We start from the raw sequence: 17,481 nt of genomic DNA on the forward strand, positions 1-17,481 counted from the left end.
GACAAAGGATGCCCGTCCGCGTAGACCCCTTTTCGCGCTGACGACGACAACGACGCCGACGCAAACGTGGGTCACTAGCTCAATTGGTAGAGCAGCGGACTCTTAATCCGGAGGTTCAAGGTTCGATTCCTTGGTGACCCACCACGTAAGACTTGAAAAGCCGCTTCCAAATGGGAGCGGCTTTTTTCGTTTCATCAGCCCAGCCCCCATTTGCAAGAGAGTAATTCCATTCAAAGAGACAGAGCGTCGCATCCATGTTTTGTATCATCACAGAGTTTTGCGCAATTCGGCCAGGACTGTCAAGAAATGCGGTCTTTGGCATCAACTTGACCCAAGGTTAGGGCTTGGCAGAATCCTTCACGCAAGGTAGATATATTCAAGTGACGCGGGGTGACGCATTGGCGCTCCGCAGGACCGTATCGCTGACCACGCCTGGCAAAAGGAGAGTTCATGGGCTTCAGCTTTTTCCCAAAGGAAATCCAGTTCTTCGATCTGTTTATGGAACAGTACGGCAAGCTTTCGGAAGCTGTCGCCGCCTTGAACTGCATCTTCCAGGAATTTACGGACTGCGAGAACAAATGCAAGACCATCAACCTTCTTGAGGAGAGCGGCAACTCTGTCTCGCGCAATATCGCCAAGCAGCTCTCGCTGACCTTCATCACCCCCATCGACCGCGAAGACATCCACGACATCAATATCGCCCAGGAAGACCTGCTGAACCTGATCAAAGCCATCAGCACGCGCATTGGCCTGTATGACTTTACTGTTCTCAAGTTCCCCTCGAAGAGGCTCGTCAAGAACCTCTCGCTGATGGTCGATGAAGTCGGGCGCATGCTCCACCGTCTGCGCGAACGCAAGCCGGTCGAGGAAAATACAAAGAAAATCAAGTCGCTCAAGTACGAGTGTGAGATGATCCTGCTTGTCGCCCTCGGTGAGGTCTACGACCTCAAGGTCCAGGGGTTCGATACGGTGATGGAGATCGTCAAGTGGACGCACATCTATGACCGTATCGAGCAGGCCGTGAACCAGGCCGAACGCTTGGCGGACATCATCGAAGGCGTGGTGCTGAAAAATGCCTGATGTACCTCTGCTGCTCGTGGCCATCGTGGCCGTCGCCCTGTTCTTCGACTATACCAACGGGGCGCACGACAGCGCCAACGCCATCGCCACCATCGTCTCCACCAAGGTGCTCTCGCCCAAGGTGGCAGTCGTCATGGCGGCAGTGCTCAATTTTGCGGGCGCGTTCATGGGCGATCAGGTCGCCAAGACAATCGGCAGCGGAATCGTCAACGCCGACATGGTGGCAGGCTCACAGGCGCTTGTTCTGGCAGCGCTGCTCGGTGCAATCTTCTGGAACATACTGACCTGGTATCTCGGCCTCCCCTCGTCCTCTTCGCACGCCCTCATCGGTGGACTTATGGGCGCGGCCATATGTTACGGCGGCTTTGATACTCTCAACTATGCGTCCATTCTTAAGAAAGTCATACTTCCCCTTGTGCTTTCCCCCATGGGCGGCTTCTTTGGCGGCTATTTGATCATGATCATTCTGACATGGTCCTTCCGTCACTATAAACCACGAAATGTAAACAGTATATTCCGAAAACTGCAAATCTTGTCTTCCGCCTTCATGGCAACCAGCCACGGACAGAATGACGCCCAGAAGACCATGGGCATCATCACCTTGGCCCTTTTCATCTTCCATCAGATTCCGGCCATTGAGATACCTTTCTGGGTAAAGCTTGTCTGCGCCGGGGCAATGGGCTTGGGAACCGCCACTGGCGGGTGGAAGATCGTCAAGACGATGGGGCATAAGATCTTCAAGCTGGAGCCCATCCACGGGTGCGCAGCTGAAACCGCCGCCTCCATCGTCATCACCGGAGCCAGCCATTTTGGCGCCCCTATCAGCACCACGCACGTCATCTCCACCTCTGTGCTTGGTGTCGGGGCGAGCAAGCGGCTCTCGGCCGTTCGCTGGGGCGTAGCTGGGAGCATGGTTATGGCATGGATCATAACCATCCCTGCCTCAGCACTTGTTGCCGCATTTTCCTTTTATTGCCTGAAGTTTTTCGGTGTAATCCATTAGGCGAATTTTTGTCTTTATCCCTTCGATCACTGATACATCTCATCGGCTAGCGAAATGTATTAAGTGTTTGCCGAAAATCAACGCTCTTGGTAAAGTCATACATCTTTTCCTCTCAGGGGTGAGCATGATTGACCAAGCGCCCGAACACCTTCGTTCAAACATTGAAGATCAAATTCGCGACCGCTTCAGCAAAGTCGCGTTGAATCCGCAAGGAATGTTTTCCTATCCGATCGGACGGGAAGGCCTTCTTGCCCTTTCCTATGACGAGACACTCCTTGATCGGTTTCCGCTCAGTGTTCAGAAGAGCTACTGCGGTGTCGGCAATCCCTTTTCCGCTGGTCTGCCACAGCCAGGGGAGGCAGTGCTTGATGTCGGTTGCGGCGCCGGAGTGGACGCCCTGTTTGCGGCGCACTATGTCGGGCCACAAGGTCGAGTGGTCGGACTTGAGTTTTCATTTGATATGATGGCTTGTGCTCAAGCCAACGCAGAGGCGTCGGCTCTCGGCAACGTGACTTTTGTGCCGGGCAGTGCGGAAGCGCTTCCTTTCGCGGATGCATCTTTCGACCTGTTGCTGTCAAACGGTGTCTACAATCTAGTGCTCCGCAAACGCCAGGCCCTTGCCGAGGCATTACGCGTCCTACGCCCCGGCGGACGTCTTCAGGTTGCGGACCAGATCCTTGTGGGCGCTGTGTCGGCGGGCCTGGACCCACAAGAGCCGATGGCCTGGGCTGCTTGACGCGAGGGTGCAGTGCCAGAAAAGGTTTTTCTGGAAATGATCGAATCGGCAGGGTTCGCCAGGGTCCGTCAACTCAATCGTACAGGATTCAAGAGCTCTCCCGTAACGGAAGGCGCTGTCTTCTGTGCGCTTAAGCCCGGGTGAGACCTCAAGCAGCACATGACTGCCCCAAGTGGTGTGTCATTCAATGTCATTCAAGTCGTTTTTGCACGAATATTCTGCCTTGAGCGTGGTTCTCCCCCCCGTCTGACTGGGCTTGCGCCATCTTCCGATGTGTTGAATATCGGCTTCCACTCGACTTGAGGAGCCAGATATCTTCCGCCTTTGCCACGTCTTCTCTCGACAAGGACAACTGCAAAGTGCATATTGTTCATATCATAAGCCCTGAACGGTGATTTCTGCCCAACATGGTGAAATGACGCACCGAGATTGCCCATGATTAACATCGCGCAGTGGAGGGATGAACCGTGACCGACGAATCCAGTATGCTGGAAAGCGATCTCCTCATAGTCCTGAAGGAAGACTGTCGTGAACTCTTGGATCATGTCACGAGTTCCTTGAGAGAGTTACTGGGCATGGTAGAGAGCCCACCAAAAGATCGCTTCAGCAGCGTCTACTCCTCCGCTCATTTGCTCAAGGGCGCAGCAGGTATCCTTGACCCTGTTGGGTTTAAGCCGCTCTCGCACAAGCTTGAGAGCGTGCTCCACGCTGTGTGCTGGCAAGATCTGACACCCACAAAAGAGATTCTCAACGTTGTGCTGGAGGGGTACGGTTCTGTTGGTAAGCTCATGGACGGCCTTGGCGGAAGTGTGAGTATTCCCGTCGATGCCCAGGAGGCCCAACTATCCACAATTCTTGAGCCCTATTCTTCAGCCATTGCTGTATCATCCGAAACCTGCTGCATCCCCCTTGGGCAAGCGAACCGTTTTGCAGTCGACCCTCTTCGTCTTCACCAGTCCAATGCCATCGGCAACGACTTGTATCATTTGGCATACGACCTGAACGACGACCTACAGGTCCAGGGCAAGTCCTGCATGGATCTTTTGCGTACACTTGCGGACATGGGGTACATTATGGACAGCACGGTTGAGCCCGCCGATGCTGAGGGCGATAAGGACGGCGGCAACCGCATCATGCTCCACGTTCTGCTCGCCACCACCGTTGAGCCCCAACATGTTAACAGCTTTGTGCATCTTCCGGCGGAGCGTGTGCGTCATATCGACGAAGCAGAGGAGAGCGTTCCGGTTGCGAAGCCGACTACGTTTCAGGCGGCGTTTGGCTCAGCCCTGCTGACAGTAAGAGAAGGGGCTGGGCGCATCATGGTCCCGAAGCATCTTGAGGCGCACAGCCTGAACAACATGCGTGCCGCGCTTTCAGCAGCCTTGACGCGTTGCAGCAGTCTCGTTGTGGACTGGAGCGCCGTTGCAGAGTGCGATGTGTTCTTCTTCCAGATGCTTTGCGTCGCCCAGCATTCTTTCAACGCCAAAGGCAAGGCATTGTCGATGTCGGGTGGGCTAGATTCGGATATGCGTATTGCTGCGTCTTCAATGGGATTTGGCTGCAATGGCAGTCCTGGCTGCCTATTTGGCGGTGTCTGAACCATTCGCGGTCGAAAACGAGAAGACCCCGCCTGGCTGTGAAGCCTTGCGGGGTCTTGTCGTTTCTGGAGCCAGCGAGGAGAATCGAACTCCTGACCTGCTGATTACGAATCAGCTGCTCTGCCGTCTGAGCTACGCTGGCGTGGTCGGTTTGCTTGATATCCGAGGGTCCTCCTGCGGGTCAAGCGGTTTGTGCGTTCAATCGAACCTGTGCCCTCGCCGATGCTCCCAGATGGGAATCATGGGCAACAGGTCGCCTGGCTCTTCAAGGCCGGAAACAATGAGCAGCCCCTGGGCCTCGATCATGTCACGACGTGTCTCGCGGGATCTGTCCAACAGCGGCGTGGCCTGAAGCTCAGAGCCGTGCGGGGTGATGGTGCAGGGGACGAGCTTTTCCCAACCGGGTTGGGCCAGCGAAGGCATCACGAGCGGCCTGGCCAGCACGGGACTCGGCACCGGTAAAGTGCGTCCGCGCATCCAACACACTGCTGGCAGCACCAGCGCGTGCATAAGCGCGAACACGGCCCAGGGCGTGCCGGGGAGCGCAAATAGGATGGTGCGCCCCTTCACGGCGGCAAAGCAGCTTTTGCCCGGCGTCAGGGCGATGCCGTTGAACAGCGGCGTGAAACCGGCAAGGCTTGCGGCTCGCAGGATGAAATCGCGCTGCCCGGGACCTGTGCCGCCGGTCGTGATGATGCACTCCAAGTCCGTGGTGTCACGCAGCCGCTGCGCGATTACCTCAAGGTCGTTCGGGCAGACCTCGCTGTTTACTTCATCAACGCCGCGAAGGCGCAGCAAGCCCGCGGCCAGAAGCAGGTTGTCTGCAGGCATCTGCTTGCTCTCGTCATTGCTGGTCAATGTCGCCAGCTCATTGCCAATGGCCATCACGCAGATTTTGGGCGGAACATAGGCCTCAATGTTCAGAATGCCGGATACGGCCAGGGTGGCCAGCACCGCTGGGGTGAACTCCTCGCCGCGCCGAATGACGCGTGTGCCTGCCTTGATGTCGCTGCCTGAATGGCAGACGTGTTGGCCTGGCTGGAGCTCGCGAGTAACGACAAGCCTTTTGCCCTCGACGATGACATCTTCGAAGGCCACTGCGCAGTCAGCGCCTTCCGGCATCTGCCCGCCAGTGAGCATCACCACTGCCTGCCCTTGCCGCAGCGGGCTTGAGGCCGTGCTGCTCGGACGTATCTCTCCAGAAATGTTGAAATAAGCTGGCGCCTCTTCTGTCGCCCCCTGGGTGGCGTCGCTGCTCAGGGCGTAGCCGTCGACGTTTGATTTCGGCTGCACAGGGCTTGAATGCGCGGCAAAGAAGTCGCGCCCGCAAACGAGGGCCAGAGCTTCGCCGACATGCACGTTCCTCGTCTGTGGCGGGTGCGCTTGAATGTGGTGGCGAATGTGGTCCAGGGCAAGGTCTCGCGAGATGCGCTGGTCAGTCATGACTTCTCCTGGGCTATGAATAGGCTCCGGGCTGTCTGCCGGAGTAGTTCCAAGTCCTCGGGCGTGTTGGCGTTGCGGAAGCTTACAAGGTCCGGGTCCGCCTCAAGCAGAATCTGCTGGGGCAGGGGTGATACCCTGACCTTGTCGAAGAACCGGATGATCTTGTAGTCCTCGCGTCCAAGCTGCGCCTCGATATGAGGCAGGCAGCGCCGGGAATATATGGCGCAGAGGGGTTCGAAATAGCCATCCGGCTTGAGCGGCAGCACGACGTCGTCTTCCGGGCGCAGGTGTTGGAGCAGGGCGTTGAGCAGCCTTGGGCGCAGCAACGGCGTGTCGCAGGCGGTGATGAAGACGTGCTCCGTGCGGGCGTTGGCCAGGGCGGTGTGGATTCCGGTGAGGGAGCTGCGGGCATGGCAGGTGTCGAGCACCAGTCGCCACGGGGCACGCGCCTGCATGGGCTGGAACACTTCGGGTTCCTTGGCCACAAGCAGCACTTCCGAAAAGCCGTTGCCGAGCGACTCGAGCAAGATATCCAAAATCGTTCGCCCGCCTACGTCGAGCAAGGCTTTGGTGGCGCCGCCCATGCGCTTGGCAGCCCCACCGGCGAGGATGGCCGCTGTGCAGGGCAGGGGGATCGAGGTTGTGTCGACAGTTCGCATCTTGAAGACTATAGGTTTTATGAGGGCCTCGGGCAACCGCCTTGTCGTCATTTACTCCGGAAAGATCGGCCGAGAGGGACGGATGCACTTGAGGCGCAGGCCAGTACTGTGTATTCATTCAGTCAGCCGACCCGCCACGCACTTTCAACATCTGGAGCTTTGAGTGGACCAGCGCGCACTGCACGCATTCTTCGCCCCGCGAACCGTGGCCGTCATCGGCGCCTCGGCCACGCCCGGCAAGATCGGGCACAGCGTCATGGCGAACATGCGCGAAGCGGGCTACAAGGGTCGGCTGTACCCTGTGAACCCGAAAGGCGGCGACATCGACTGCATTGCCGTGCTTCGCAACGTCTCCGAGCTTCCTGGCGGCATTGATCTCGCGGTAATCGCAATTCCGCGCGACAAGGTATTGCCTGTGCTTGAAGAGTTGGCTCCCAAGGGTCTCAAGGCCGCCATCGTCATCACCGCTGGTTTTCGCGAGGTGGGGCGCGAAGGCTTTGAGCTGGAGCAGAAGATGGCCGCCCTGGCCGAGGCCCATGGCATTGCGCTGCTCGGACCGAACAGCCTGGGCATGATGAACACTGCCCACGGAATCAATGCGTCCTTCTCCGCCACGCAACCCCTGACGGGCGACATGGCCTTCCTTTCGCAATCCGGTGCGCTTTGCGTGTCCATTCTCGACTGGGCCAGGGGCGAGAACATCGGCTTCTCCAAGTTCATCAGTCTTGGCAACAAGGCCGTGCTGAACGAAACGCACATGCTGCGCCATCTTGGCGACGATTCGAGTTCCAGGGTCATTTTGGGCTACATTGAGAACGTCGAAAATGGCGAAGAGTTCATGCGGACTGCAAGGCACGTCTGTCGCACCAAGCCTGTGATTCTTCTCAAGGCCGGCTCGACCGCCGCAGGAGCAAAGGCCGCCAGTTCCCACACAGGTGCCATCGCCGGTCTGGACAAGGCCTACGAGACCGCCTTCAGCCAATGCGGCATTGTCCGCGCCAGGGATGTTGAGTCCTTGTTCTGCCTGGCGGAAGCCTTCGCCAACCTGCCTTTGCCCAAAGGCCCAAACGTGGCCATCGTGACGAACTCTGGCGGTCCCGGCATTCTCGCCGCCGATGCCTGCGAGAAGACGCGTCTGCACATGGCCCGGCTCTCGCCCGAGACCATTCAGCGCCTGCAGGGCCTTTTGCCTTCCTACGCGTCTGTGTACAATCCCGTTGACATCATTGGCGATGCCAACGCAGAGCGATTCCGCAAGGCACTTGAAATAGTCCTCGATGATCCCATGGTTCATGCCGTCCTTCTGCTGCTGACGCCTACGGCCATGGTGGAGATTGAGGCCACTGCCGCCGCCGCGGTACATCTTGCCAAGCACTCGGACAAGCCGATCGTGTCCTGCCTCATGGGTCGCACCCACGTCAGCGACGGCAAGCGCATTCTGCGCCAGGCCGGACTGCCGTGCTACGCCTTTCCCGAACCCGCCATGCGCAGCATCGAGGCCATGTACACCTACGCGCTGTGGAAGCAAAAGCCGGTGTCCGTGTACGAATCTCCCTCACGCGACATTGCCGTGGCTGAGCGTGTCATTTCCGATGCCATGGCCCGAGGCCAGGGCGAGATTGTGGAGTTCCAGGGACGAGAGGTGCTTGACGCCTACAACCTGCCCACGCCGAAGACGGTGTTGGCCCGCAGCAGCGATGAGGCCGTCAACGCCGCACAGGGCATGGACGGGCCTGTGGCGCTTAAGATCGCCTCGCCGCAGATATCGCACAAGACCGACGTGCAGGGCGTGGCGCTCAACCTCAAAGACGACGCAGAGGTTCGCCAGGCGTTCTGGGAGATCACCACCCGCACACAGCGGCTTCGTCCGGATGCCTACATCGCCGGCTGTCTGGTGCAGGAGATGGCGCCGCAGGATTCGCAGGAGGTCATCGTCGGCTTCAAGCGAGACGAGCAGTTCGGGCCGCTGTTGATGTTCGGGCTGGGCGGAATCCACGTCGAAATACTGAAAGATGTGTCTTTCCACCTGAACCCCTTGAGTCGCGACGATGCTTTTGGCATGATTCGGTCCATACGATCGTACATGCTGCTCAAGGGAGTGCGCGGCACACCCTGCGTCAACCTGAACGCCTTGACGGACGTACTTTTGGCCCTGTCCGCCTTGGCAAACGATTTTCCGCAGGTGTACGAGGCGGAGTTCAACCCTGTTCTTTTGAACAATGATAGAGCGCTTGTCGCAGACATGCGCATGACTTTGCGTGCGTAAGCTGTTGGCGATACAGGAGGAGACAATGGTCGGCGTGTATATCGGCTCCACTTCGGGGTATTCGGGAAAGAATCTCATCGCCATGTCCCTCGGGCTGCGCTTCAAGAAGGAAGGCCTGCGCGTCGGCTACATGAAACCCGTTGGCGCAGTGCCCCGCAAGGAAAACGGCCAGCCTGGCGACGAGGACGCCTTCTTCCTGCAGGAAGTCCTTGGTCTGCGCCAAGACCCGGAACTCGTCACGCCGGTTGTGGTGACGCGCGAATTTACCGTTCGCGCCTTCAGCGAAGACATCGGCGACCTCATGCCGGGCATTGTCTCCGCCTACGAGGAGCTTTCCCGCGACAAGGATGTCATGATCATCGCCGGTTCGGGCAATCTGCTTGGATCAGGCACCTACTGCGGCCTGGACGGCGTCAGCGTGTCGCGAGCCCTGGGCGCGAAGACCCTCGTCATCGACCGCTACCACAACGAGCTCAAGTACGACTATGTCCTGCGCTGCAAGGAGGCTCTCGGCGACGACCTGGCCGGACTCATCCTCAACGACATCCCTGAGCATTACCGGCCTGAGGTTGACGACCTCATCGTACCCTTCTTCAAACGCAAGGGTGTGGATGTCCTTGGCGTCATCGCCTCTGACCCCATCATGAGCGCCATCAAGGTCAGCGATCTGGCCGAGCGCCTTGGCGGCAAGATCATTTCCGCGCATCACAAGGCTGATCGCGTTGTGGAGAACTTCCTCATCGGCACCATGCAGGTGGAGAACTTCCTGACGCACTTCATGCGGCACAAAAACTCGGCCATCATCGTCGGCGGCGACCGTTCCGACGTTCAGCTCGTGGCGCTTGAAGGCAGCTGCCCCTGCCTCATACTCACCGGGAACCTGTACCCCAACGACATCATCCTGACCCGTTCCGAGGTGCTGCAGACGCCCATCATCGTTGTGCGCGAGGACACCTTCAGCGTGGCCAAGAAGATGGAGACCATCCTCTCGCGTCACAAGCTGCGCGACATGATCAAGGTCAACCACGGCGTGCAGCTCGTGGGCTCGGCTCTTGATTTCGATCTGCTCAAGGGGAAGTTGGGGCTGTAGGTCTGCGCAGTTTTTGTAAAGCGCAACTTCAACTGTGTTGACGTAAAAAAGGCCGGTTCTTCCGGCCTTTTCTTTTGATTTCAAAGCGCTACTTGCCGCGCCGGATGTTGTACACGGCGCGGCCCACGGCCACATGCTTGTCGGGATCATCAGCGCTGAAGACCGCCACATGGGCGTTGCCGACTCTATTGCCGAGGAGTCGCACAGTCGCTTCGGCAACAAGGTCGCGGTCCGGGGCAGGGCGCAGGTAGTCCACCCCCAGGTCAATGGTGGCGATGCGGTCGTCAAGGCGGCAGCACGTCCACACCGCGAAGCCGCCGGCAACGTCCACCAGGGTGGAGATGACCCCGCCGTGCAGGGCGGGCCTGCGTGTATCGCCAAGCAGTTCCGGGCGGAAGGGCACGCGTAGCCGCACGTATCCTTCGCGCAACTCGTCGACCTTGATTCCCAGCACCTCGTTGAAAGGGATGCCGGTCTCGATGAGTTCACGGAGCTTTATGAAGTCCATAACCGGTCCCTAGAGGATGTAACGAGACAGATCCCGGTTTTCGACAATTGCCGAGAGCTGCGAGCGCACGTACTCGCCGTCCACCACAACCTGCTGGCCGCCCTTGTCCGAAGCCTCAAAGGACAGCTCCGACAAGAGCTTCTCCATGATGGTGTAGAGTCTGCGAGCGCCGATGTTCTCTGTCTCCTCGTTGATCTTCTGTGCTGTGGCCGCGATCTCGCGCAGGGAGTCGTCGGTGAAGCTGAGCGTCAGTCCTTCGGTGCCGAGAAGGGCGGAGTACTGGACGGTCAGCGCGTTTTGCGGCTCTGTGAGGATGCGGTAGAACTCCTCCTGGCCAAGCGCCGAGAGCTCCACGCGCAAGGGGAAGCGCCCCTGAAGTTCCGGAATGAGGTCCGAGGGTTTTGAGTAGTGGAAGGCTCCCGCGGCGATGAACAGGATGTGATCCGTTCTGATCATGCCGTACTTCGTGTTCACCACGCAGCCTTCGACAACGGGCAGCAAGTCGCGCTGCACGCCTTCGCGCGATACGTCTGGCCCTCCGTGGTCCTGGCGGCTTGCGATCTTGTCTATCTCGTCCAGAAAGATGATGCCGGTCTGCTCCACGCGTTCGCGGGCGATGTCCTGCACCTTGTCCATGTCGATGAGCTTGTCTGACTCCTCCTGCACCAGAGTGTCAAACGCGTCCTTGATCTTCATCTTGCGCAGCTTCTTTCGGCTGGGAAACATTCGGCCGATCATGTCCTGAACCTGATTCCCCATGTCCTCCATGCCCGGAATGGCCATGATGGACATGCCGCCCTCACCCTGGGTGGTCACCTCGAGTTCCACATACCGGTCGTCGAGTTTCCCCTCGCGCCACATCTGTCGGAATTTCTCCCGCGTCGTATCCTGCGCTGGCGGAAGCCTCGGGGCCGCAGGATCAGGCCTTGGCGTGAAGGAATATCCTCCGCTTGCGGGTGCGGCCCCTGGGAGCAGCAGGTCCAGCAACCGGTCTTCCGCAGCGCCTTCGGCCCGCACGCGAACTTTTTCGCGTTCCTCGGCCCGCACCATGGCGATACCGATTTCCATAAGGTCTCGTATCATGGATTCCACATCGCGGCCCACATAGCCCACCTCGGTGAACTTTGTGGCCTCGACTTTGTGGAAGGGGCTCTTGGACAACTTGGCCAGCCTGCGGGCGATTTCCGTTTTGCCCACGCCTGTCGGCCCCATCATGATGATGTTCTTCGGCGCGATCTCTTCACGCAGCTCGGGTTCCAGGCGCTGCCTGCGCCAGCGGTTGCGCATGGCGATCGCCACCATGCGTTTTGCTTCGTTCTGACCGATGACGTACTTGTCCAGTTCGGAGACGATTTCTCGCGGTGTCAGGGAACTCATGGTTATGCCGTCTCTTTGCTGCGGGTTTCTATGTGGATGTTTTCGTTGGTGAACACGCAGAGTTCCGCGGCAATTTTCATGGCCGCCAAGGCGATGTCCTTGGAGGGCATGGCGGTGTGGCGGGAAAGGGCGCGCGCGGCAGCCAGGGCGTAGGTTCCGCCGGACCCTATGGCCGCCAGGCCGTCATCGGGTTCAATGACATCGCCGGTGCCTGTGATAAGCAGGATGGTTTCGGCGTCGGCCGCAAGAATCATGGCCTCCAGGCGGCGCAGATATTTGTCGGTGCGCCAGTCTTTGGCAAGTTCAACCGCTGCCCGGGTGAGGTTCCCGGAATGGGACTCCAGCTTCTTTTCGAAGCGCTCAAAGAGTGTGAAGGCGTCCGCGGTGGCTCCGGCAAAGCCGACCATGACGCGGTCCTTGTATATGGTCCGAACCTTTCGTGCGGTGTGCTTCATGGCCACGCTCTGTCCCAGCGTGACCTGCCCGTCTCCGGCCATTGCGGTCCCGTCCTTGCCGCGTACGGCCAGAATCGTAGTGCCGTGGATTTCCATATTTTCTCCTTGCTTGTTTGCACCGTCAATTACTCGGGCGCTCTCGGCGGACCATATAGCGCAATGGCCTGGTCTCGCCAAAATTCATAGGTCTTGCGACCGTGCAGGAATAGGCTCGTTTGGCGCACAAGCCCGGCATCCAGCCCAAGGCGAAGTGCCTCCAGGGCGATTCGAGCCGCCAACTCAACGGGATAGCCGTATGCGCCGCAACTGATGGCAGGAAAGGCGATGTGCTTCAGACTGTGCTGATGCGCCAGGCGCAGGCTTTCGGCATAGGCCGAGCGAAGCGTCTGTTCCTCCCCGTGGCTGCCGCCGCGCCATACCGGGCCGACCGTATGGATGACAAAGCGCGCCGGCAGATCAAAGCCGGGAGTGATGACCGCATGGCCAGGGGGCAGGGGCCCGGTGCGGGCGACGAGCATCCGGCAGGCGTCAAGAAGGCCGGGTCCTGCAGCGCGGTGGATGGCGCCGTCAACCCCTCCGCCGCCTAACAGGCCGGAATTGGCCGCGTTGACGATGGCGTCTGCCTCCGCGCGGGTGATGTCGCCCTCATGGAGCAGCAGTTGACCGGGCTCAAAGGACCAGCGGATAGTCATCAGGGCTCCATTCAACGTCTGCCGAACAGGGGAGGCTAGTCGTTCTCGTCCACGTTCTGAGGCCCGAGGCGCATCTGAGCTTCGGCGCTGGCCAGGATGATGCGACCCAGGTGCACGTCCTCGCCGATGCGGGCCTTGAGCGCGTCGATGCTGTCGAACTTGCGTTCCGACCGCAGGCGCTGAACGAACTGAACGCCAAGGGTCTGGCCATAGATGTCGCGGTTGAAGTCCATGATATGCACTTCAAGGGTGAGAGGGGTGTCGCCAAAGGTGGGGTTGTCGCCCACGTTCGCAACGGCGGGCAGCGCCTCGCCGTTCAGCAGCGCCCAGACGGCATAGACGCCGGGCTTGGGCAGCAGAACGCTCGGGCAGGAAAGATTGGCGGTGGGGAAGCCAAGCATTGCCGCGCCACGTTTTTTGCCATCGACCACAGTGCCGCGCACTTCAAAGAATCGTCCCAGCAAAGGGCGTGTGTCCCAGAGGTTGCCTGATTGCACGAGGTCACGGATGCGCGTGGAGCTGACCACGGCCCCGCCGACGATGACAGGGTCCAGGCGCTCGACGCCAAAGCCATACTGCTGGCCAAGCTGGCTCAGGAGGTCGAAATTCCCACGACGCCCCTTGCCCATGGCGTAATCGTAGCCGATGACAAGCTCGCGCAGGTTCAGCCCTTCCACAAGATACTGGCGCACGAACTCTTCAGGCTCCAGCGCGGCCATCTGGCGTGTGAACTCTAGAACGAGGCAGACATTTGGCCCCTGGGCTTCGATAAGAGACAAGCGCTGGCCGGTGCTGGTGAGAAATGGTGGCGCCTTTTGCCCCATGAGCACGGTCATGGGGTGAGGGTCAAAGGTCAGCACAACACTGACGAGGCCATGCTTGCGGGCTTTGGCGCAGGTAAGCGCCAACAGGCGCTGGTGCCCAACGTGCACACCGTCGAAATTGCCGATGGTGACGCAGGCCCCTGCGATGGTGTCATGGAGTTCATCGATGGTGCGGGCGGTGATCATCGCTGTCTGTATCCTTGTGCGAGTAAGACGCTGTGGGTAGCAAAAAGAGTGATTGGCATCAAGGGTTGTGCTTTTTTTCAACCTGGGTTGTGGTTTCAAACCGCTCGCCGATAGCTTTCTGCAGCTCCGCGAGAAGTTTCTTTTGCACATCCGTGTTGGCTAGGCCTTTGGCACGTTCCAAGTGGAAGTTCATGTTCTTTTTATCGCGCCCATACAAGCCAGCATAGGAGAGTTGCAGGTGCGCGTCAAAGAGGTCGCCAGATTCCCCATAGAATCTCCCCAGATAAAAGCGAACCTCAGAGTCTTCGGGGACTTCGCGCTTCACTCTCTCCATGGTGCTTATGGCGTTCTTGTAGTCTTTGCGCTCAGCCATGAGCCTGGCGGTAAAGAACATCGATATGGCGTCGCGCGGGTTCATTATGGAGGCCTTCTGCAAAAACGGGCCGGCCTTGGCGAAGTCTCCCTTGTTGAAATAGAATATTCCGGCCTCTCGCAGAACAAGGGGATCGTTCGCGCCGCAGGATAGTGCGCTCTCAAACTCATGCTCAGCCTGGCTCATGCGCTTCAGTCGATCAAGGGCGATGCCCTTGCCCGCGTAATCCAGGCAGAGCATTTCCGCCTTGGGCTTGTTGTTGTAGTATGCCAGCGCCGACTCCGCATCGCTCATGCGCGCCCGCACAAGTGTCTGGATACGCTGGAACCTGTTGCGACTGAACTCGCGCACGACGACCTCTGCCGGCATTCTGCGGATGCGGTCGCGCAAGTAGCCGATGCGTTCATCCAGCGCCGGGTGGGTGGAAAGATAGCTCGGGATGTTGTCACCGGTCATAAACCAGCGGCGCTTGATCATGAGCTCGAAGGTTTTTGGCATTGCGTCAGGGTTATAGCCTGATCTGGTCAGGTAATTGATGCCGACCTGGTCGGCCTCGCGTTCGTTTTCGCGCGTGTACATGAGGAAGGCGGATTGCGCGCCAGCCATGGCTCCGGTGGTGATGGCCTGACCGATGGCGTTGGTCGTCTGGCCTCCGCCGTTTGCGCCGATGAGCGCTCCGGCAAGGACACCAGCAATGGAGGCGAGGCTGACAAAGCGCATCTGGTCCATGCGTTTGGCAACGTGACGCTCGGTTACATGCGCAAGCTCGTGGCTGATGACGGCAGCAAGCTCGTCCTCATTTTCCACATTCAGGATAAGGCCTGTAAAAATATAGATATACCCGCCCGGAATAGCGAAAGCATTCATGGAGCCGTTGGCGATGACGGCGGTCTGGATGCTCCATGGTTGCGGTGGAAGCGTTGTCGCGACCTTGGCAACCACTTCCTTCACGTAGGCGACGATCTCAGGGTCATCAACGAAAGGCATTTGGGCGCGGACGGCGTTGTCGAACTTCTTGCCCATTTCGATTTCATCAGCAACGGTTATCGCGCCGAAAAGCGCCCAGGCCCGGCAAGGCGCCAGGACCAACAGCAGCGCCGACAGCAGGCTGGCAAGCAGTGGCATACACTTGAAGTTGCTGTTCATGGGGCTCCAGGGGTTACGATTGGCCCGGCGTCGCTTGTCCGTTGAGCTGAAACCTAACACCATTCCGTAAAAGAAAAAAGGATGCCCGACTGAGGCATCCTTTTCGGGAAGACTATAGAAAGCCAGGATGGCTACTTGTTCATGATGTTCAGGAATTCGTTGTTGCTCTTGGTCTTGCGCATCTTGTCCAGGAGGAATTCCATGCTGTCGATGGAGTTCATGGGGGAGATGACCTTGCGCAGAATCCAAACGCGATTGAGCACGTCCTCGTCGAGCAGCAGCTCTTCCTTGCGGGTGCCGGAACGGTTGATGTCGATGGCCGGGAACACGCGCTTCTCGGAGAGGTGGCGGTCCAGGTAGATCTCCATGTTGCCGGTGCCCTTGAACTCTTCGAAGATGACCTCGTCCATGCGCGAACCGGTGTCGATGAGGGCGGTTGCGATGATGGTCAGGCTGCCGCCGGATTCGATGTTGCGTGCCGCGCCGAAAAAGCGCTTGGGACGCTGCATAGCGTTGGCATCCAGGCCGCCGGAAAGCACTCGGCCGGAGGACGGGGTTACGGCGTTGTAGGCACGGCCAAGGCGTGTGATGGAGTCGAGCAGGATGACCACGTCGCGCTTGCGCTCGACAAGGCGCTTGGCCTTTTCGAGAACCATTTCCGTCACCTGAACGTGGCGGGTGGGGGGCTCGTCGAAGGTGGAGCTGATGACCTCGGCGCGAACGGTACGCTCCATGTCGGTCACTTCTTCGGGGCGCTCGTCGATGAGCAGCACGATGAGGTAGACATCAGGATGATTGGCGTTGATGGAGTTGGCGATGGTCTGCAGCATCATGGTCTTGCCGGTGCGAGGCGGGGCTACGATGAGTCCACGCTGGCCGCGTCCGATGGGCGCGAGCAGATCGATGACACGGGAGCCATGATTTTCGGCGCCGTTCTCCATGATGAACCGCTTGTCAGGGTAGAGCGGCGTCAGGTTGTCGAACAGCACCAGGTGCTTGCTGGCCTCTGGCGGCTCGAAACCGATCTCGCTGACCTTCAGCAGGGCGAAGTAACGCTCGCCTTCCTTGGGCGGCCTGATCTGGCCGGAGATGATGTCGCCCTTGCGCAGGCCGAAGCGGCGAATCTGCGAGGGTGATATGTAGATGTCGTCCGGTCCTGGCATGTAGGAGTACAGCGGCGAACGCAGAAAACCGAACCCGTCAGGGAGGATCTCCAGAACACCTTCACCAAATATTTGGCCATTTTGAGAGGCGCACTCCTGCAACAGGGCGAAAATGAGCTCCTGCTTTCGCAGGTTGCTCGGATTTTCAACCTTGAAGTTGTTTGCCAGCTCCATGAGCTCAGGCATACTCTTCTGTTTCAGTTCCGTGAGGTTGAGCTTATTCTCCGAAGAGGGAGTGTAGTCATCCTCAACGTAGTCCGGGACAGGGACGTTCTTGGGCTGGCGATTCTGATGTTTTTCGCGGGGCATTATGAAGCCTCACGCTCCGTTGGATAAGGTTACAGAAATGGCAGAGTCCTCACAGCGAGGATGATCTACAGAGCTTGATCATTGCTTGTATGTTGGCGAATCCGATTTGTGGATCGTAATTTTGCCGCACGGCAGGAAAGAGCGGGGAATATTTCGATACGTATCTGGGGCGATGTGTTTCCTGAATGGAATTGTACCAGTTGCGGATGTGAAATATCCCGCGCGAACGCGCTGAACAATCGCCTAACCCAAAGGTCAGAACTTGACAAGGGGGGCTACTTGGCTTTTTGCAACTTTTCCTGTTGCTTTAAAATGACGTCGGCGAACATCTCGTTGATGTCGTTCTTGACGTCTGCCTGCTCGCGGCCAAGAGCAAAGGCTAGCTCCATCGAGACAAGTGTCATGGCCTGTTCAAGCAGGCGCCGCTCGCCAAAGGAGAGCTCCTTGTCCATGCCGATGAGGAAGAGCTCCTTGAGCACATAGGCAACGTCTGCGAGGTCAGTGCTTTTGAGCTTTTCAGAATATTCACGATAGCGCCGGTTCCAGTTCTGGCCGGTATAACCGGTAAACTCG

General features: G+C 58.6%; 15 protein-coding genes, 2 tRNA genes and 1 pseudogene. 7 read left to right on the top strand and 11 right to left on the bottom strand.

Annotated features, from left to right (window positions below):
- Positions 1 to 68 precede the first annotated feature (68 nt).
- From RDU24_RS03290 to RDU24_RS03310, 5 genes are all read left to right on the top strand, one after another.
- A tRNA-Lys gene (locus RDU24_RS03290) sits at positions 69 to 144 on the top strand.
- A 306-nt stretch (positions 145 to 450) separates the two neighbouring features.
- On the top strand, positions 451 to 1,080 hold the full coding sequence (locus RDU24_RS03295; RefSeq protein WP_308734310.1) for a DUF47 domain-containing protein: 630 nt from the start codon (positions 451 to 453) through the stop codon (positions 1,078 to 1,080).
- Complete coding sequence (locus RDU24_RS03300) at positions 1,073 to 2,083, top strand: inorganic phosphate transporter (RefSeq protein WP_308734311.1); 1,011 nt, start codon at positions 1,073 to 1,075, stop codon at positions 2,081 to 2,083. Before RDU24_RS03295 ends, RDU24_RS03300 begins: the two co-directional genes overlap by 8 nt.
- A 124-nt stretch (positions 2,084 to 2,207) precedes the next feature.
- Positions 2,208 to 2,963: a methyltransferase domain-containing protein gene (locus tag RDU24_RS03305; RefSeq protein WP_391899694.1), complete on the top strand. Its 756-nt coding sequence runs from the start codon at positions 2,208 to 2,210 to the stop codon at positions 2,961 to 2,963.
- 323 nt (positions 2,964 to 3,286) lie between these two features.
- Entirely contained in the window at positions 3,287 to 4,417 is a 1,131-nt protein-coding gene (locus RDU24_RS03310) for an STAS domain-containing protein (RefSeq protein WP_308734313.1), read from the top strand.
- Positions 4,418 to 4,483: 66 nt separating this feature from the next.
- On the opposite strand, the gene RDU24_RS03315 is transcribed toward RDU24_RS03310, so the two are convergent.
- From RDU24_RS03315 to mobA, 3 genes are all read right to left on the bottom strand, one after another.
- Positions 4,484 to 4,559, bottom strand: a tRNA-Thr gene (locus RDU24_RS03315).
- Positions 4,560 to 4,615: 56 nt separating this feature from the next.
- Positions 4,616 to 5,860 (bottom strand): molybdopterin molybdotransferase MoeA, encoded by a 1,245-nt coding sequence (locus RDU24_RS03320; RefSeq protein WP_308734314.1) that lies wholly within the window; start codon positions 5,858 to 5,860, stop codon positions 4,616 to 4,618.
- Positions 5,857 to 6,519 (bottom strand): molybdenum cofactor guanylyltransferase, encoded by a 663-nt coding sequence (gene mobA / locus RDU24_RS03325; protein WP_308734315.1) that lies wholly within the window; start codon positions 6,517 to 6,519, stop codon positions 5,857 to 5,859. Before mobA ends, RDU24_RS03320 begins: the two co-directional genes overlap by 4 nt.
- A gap of 163 nt (positions 6,520 to 6,682) precedes the next feature.
- Between mobA and RDU24_RS03330 the strand changes: the two genes are divergently transcribed.
- Together RDU24_RS03330 and RDU24_RS03335 are read left to right on the top strand one after the other, a co-directional pair.
- The gene (locus RDU24_RS03330) at positions 6,683 to 8,785 is read left to right on the top strand and encodes an acetate--CoA ligase family protein (protein ID WP_308734316.1); all 2,103 of its coding nucleotides are present in this window, start codon (positions 6,683 to 6,685) and stop codon (positions 8,783 to 8,785) included.
- Positions 8,786 to 8,810: 25 nt separating this feature from the next.
- Complete coding sequence (locus tag RDU24_RS03335) at positions 8,811 to 9,875, top strand: phosphotransacetylase family protein (protein WP_308734317.1); 1,065 nt, start codon at positions 8,811 to 8,813, stop codon at positions 9,873 to 9,875.
- A gap of 88 nt (positions 9,876 to 9,963) precedes the next feature.
- Here RDU24_RS03335 and RDU24_RS03340 read toward each other — a convergent pair whose 3' ends face one another.
- The 8 genes and pseudogenes from RDU24_RS03340 to RDU24_RS03375 form a co-directional block, all read right to left on the bottom strand.
- Positions 9,964 to 10,383 carry a PaaI family thioesterase gene (locus RDU24_RS03340; protein ID WP_308734318.1) on the bottom strand — a complete coding sequence of 140 codons (420 nt, stop codon included), beginning with the start codon at positions 10,381 to 10,383 and terminating at the stop codon, positions 9,964 to 9,966.
- A 9-nt stretch (positions 10,384 to 10,392) separates the two neighbouring features.
- Complete coding sequence (gene hslU / locus RDU24_RS03345) at positions 10,393 to 11,760, bottom strand: ATP-dependent protease ATPase subunit HslU (RefSeq protein WP_308734319.1); 1,368 nt, start codon at positions 11,758 to 11,760, stop codon at positions 10,393 to 10,395.
- 2 nt (positions 11,761 to 11,762) lie between these two features.
- On the bottom strand, positions 11,763 to 12,311 hold the full coding sequence (gene hslV, locus RDU24_RS03350) for an ATP-dependent protease subunit HslV (RefSeq protein ID WP_308734320.1): 549 nt from the start codon (positions 12,309 to 12,311) through the stop codon (positions 11,763 to 11,765).
- Positions 12,312 to 12,340: 29 nt separating this feature from the next.
- Complete coding sequence (locus RDU24_RS03355) at positions 12,341 to 12,907, bottom strand: O-acetyl-ADP-ribose deacetylase (RefSeq protein WP_308734321.1); 567 nt, start codon at positions 12,905 to 12,907, stop codon at positions 12,341 to 12,343.
- 35 nt (positions 12,908 to 12,942) lie between these two features.
- The gene (locus RDU24_RS03360) at positions 12,943 to 13,917 is read right to left on the bottom strand and encodes a bifunctional riboflavin kinase/FAD synthetase (protein ID WP_308734322.1); all 975 of its coding nucleotides are present in this window, start codon (positions 13,915 to 13,917) and stop codon (positions 12,943 to 12,945) included.
- 58 nt (positions 13,918 to 13,975) lie between these two features.
- Positions 13,976 to 15,436: a beta-barrel assembly-enhancing protease gene (locus RDU24_RS03365; RefSeq protein WP_308734323.1), complete on the bottom strand. Its 1,461-nt coding sequence runs from the start codon at positions 15,434 to 15,436 to the stop codon at positions 13,976 to 13,978.
- A gap of 131 nt (positions 15,437 to 15,567) precedes the next feature.
- Entirely contained in the window at positions 15,568 to 16,908 is a 1,341-nt protein-coding gene (gene rho / locus RDU24_RS03370; protein ID WP_308734324.1) for a transcription termination factor Rho, read from the bottom strand.
- Positions 16,909 to 17,183: 275 nt separating this feature from the next.
- Positions 17,184 to 17,481, bottom strand: a pseudogene (locus RDU24_RS03375) (CarD family transcriptional regulator); the annotation flags it as partial.

Source organism: Humidesulfovibrio sp. (assembly GCF_031082295.1).
Taxonomy (GTDB): domain Bacteria; phylum Desulfobacterota; class Desulfovibrionia; order Desulfovibrionales; family Desulfovibrionaceae; genus Humidesulfovibrio.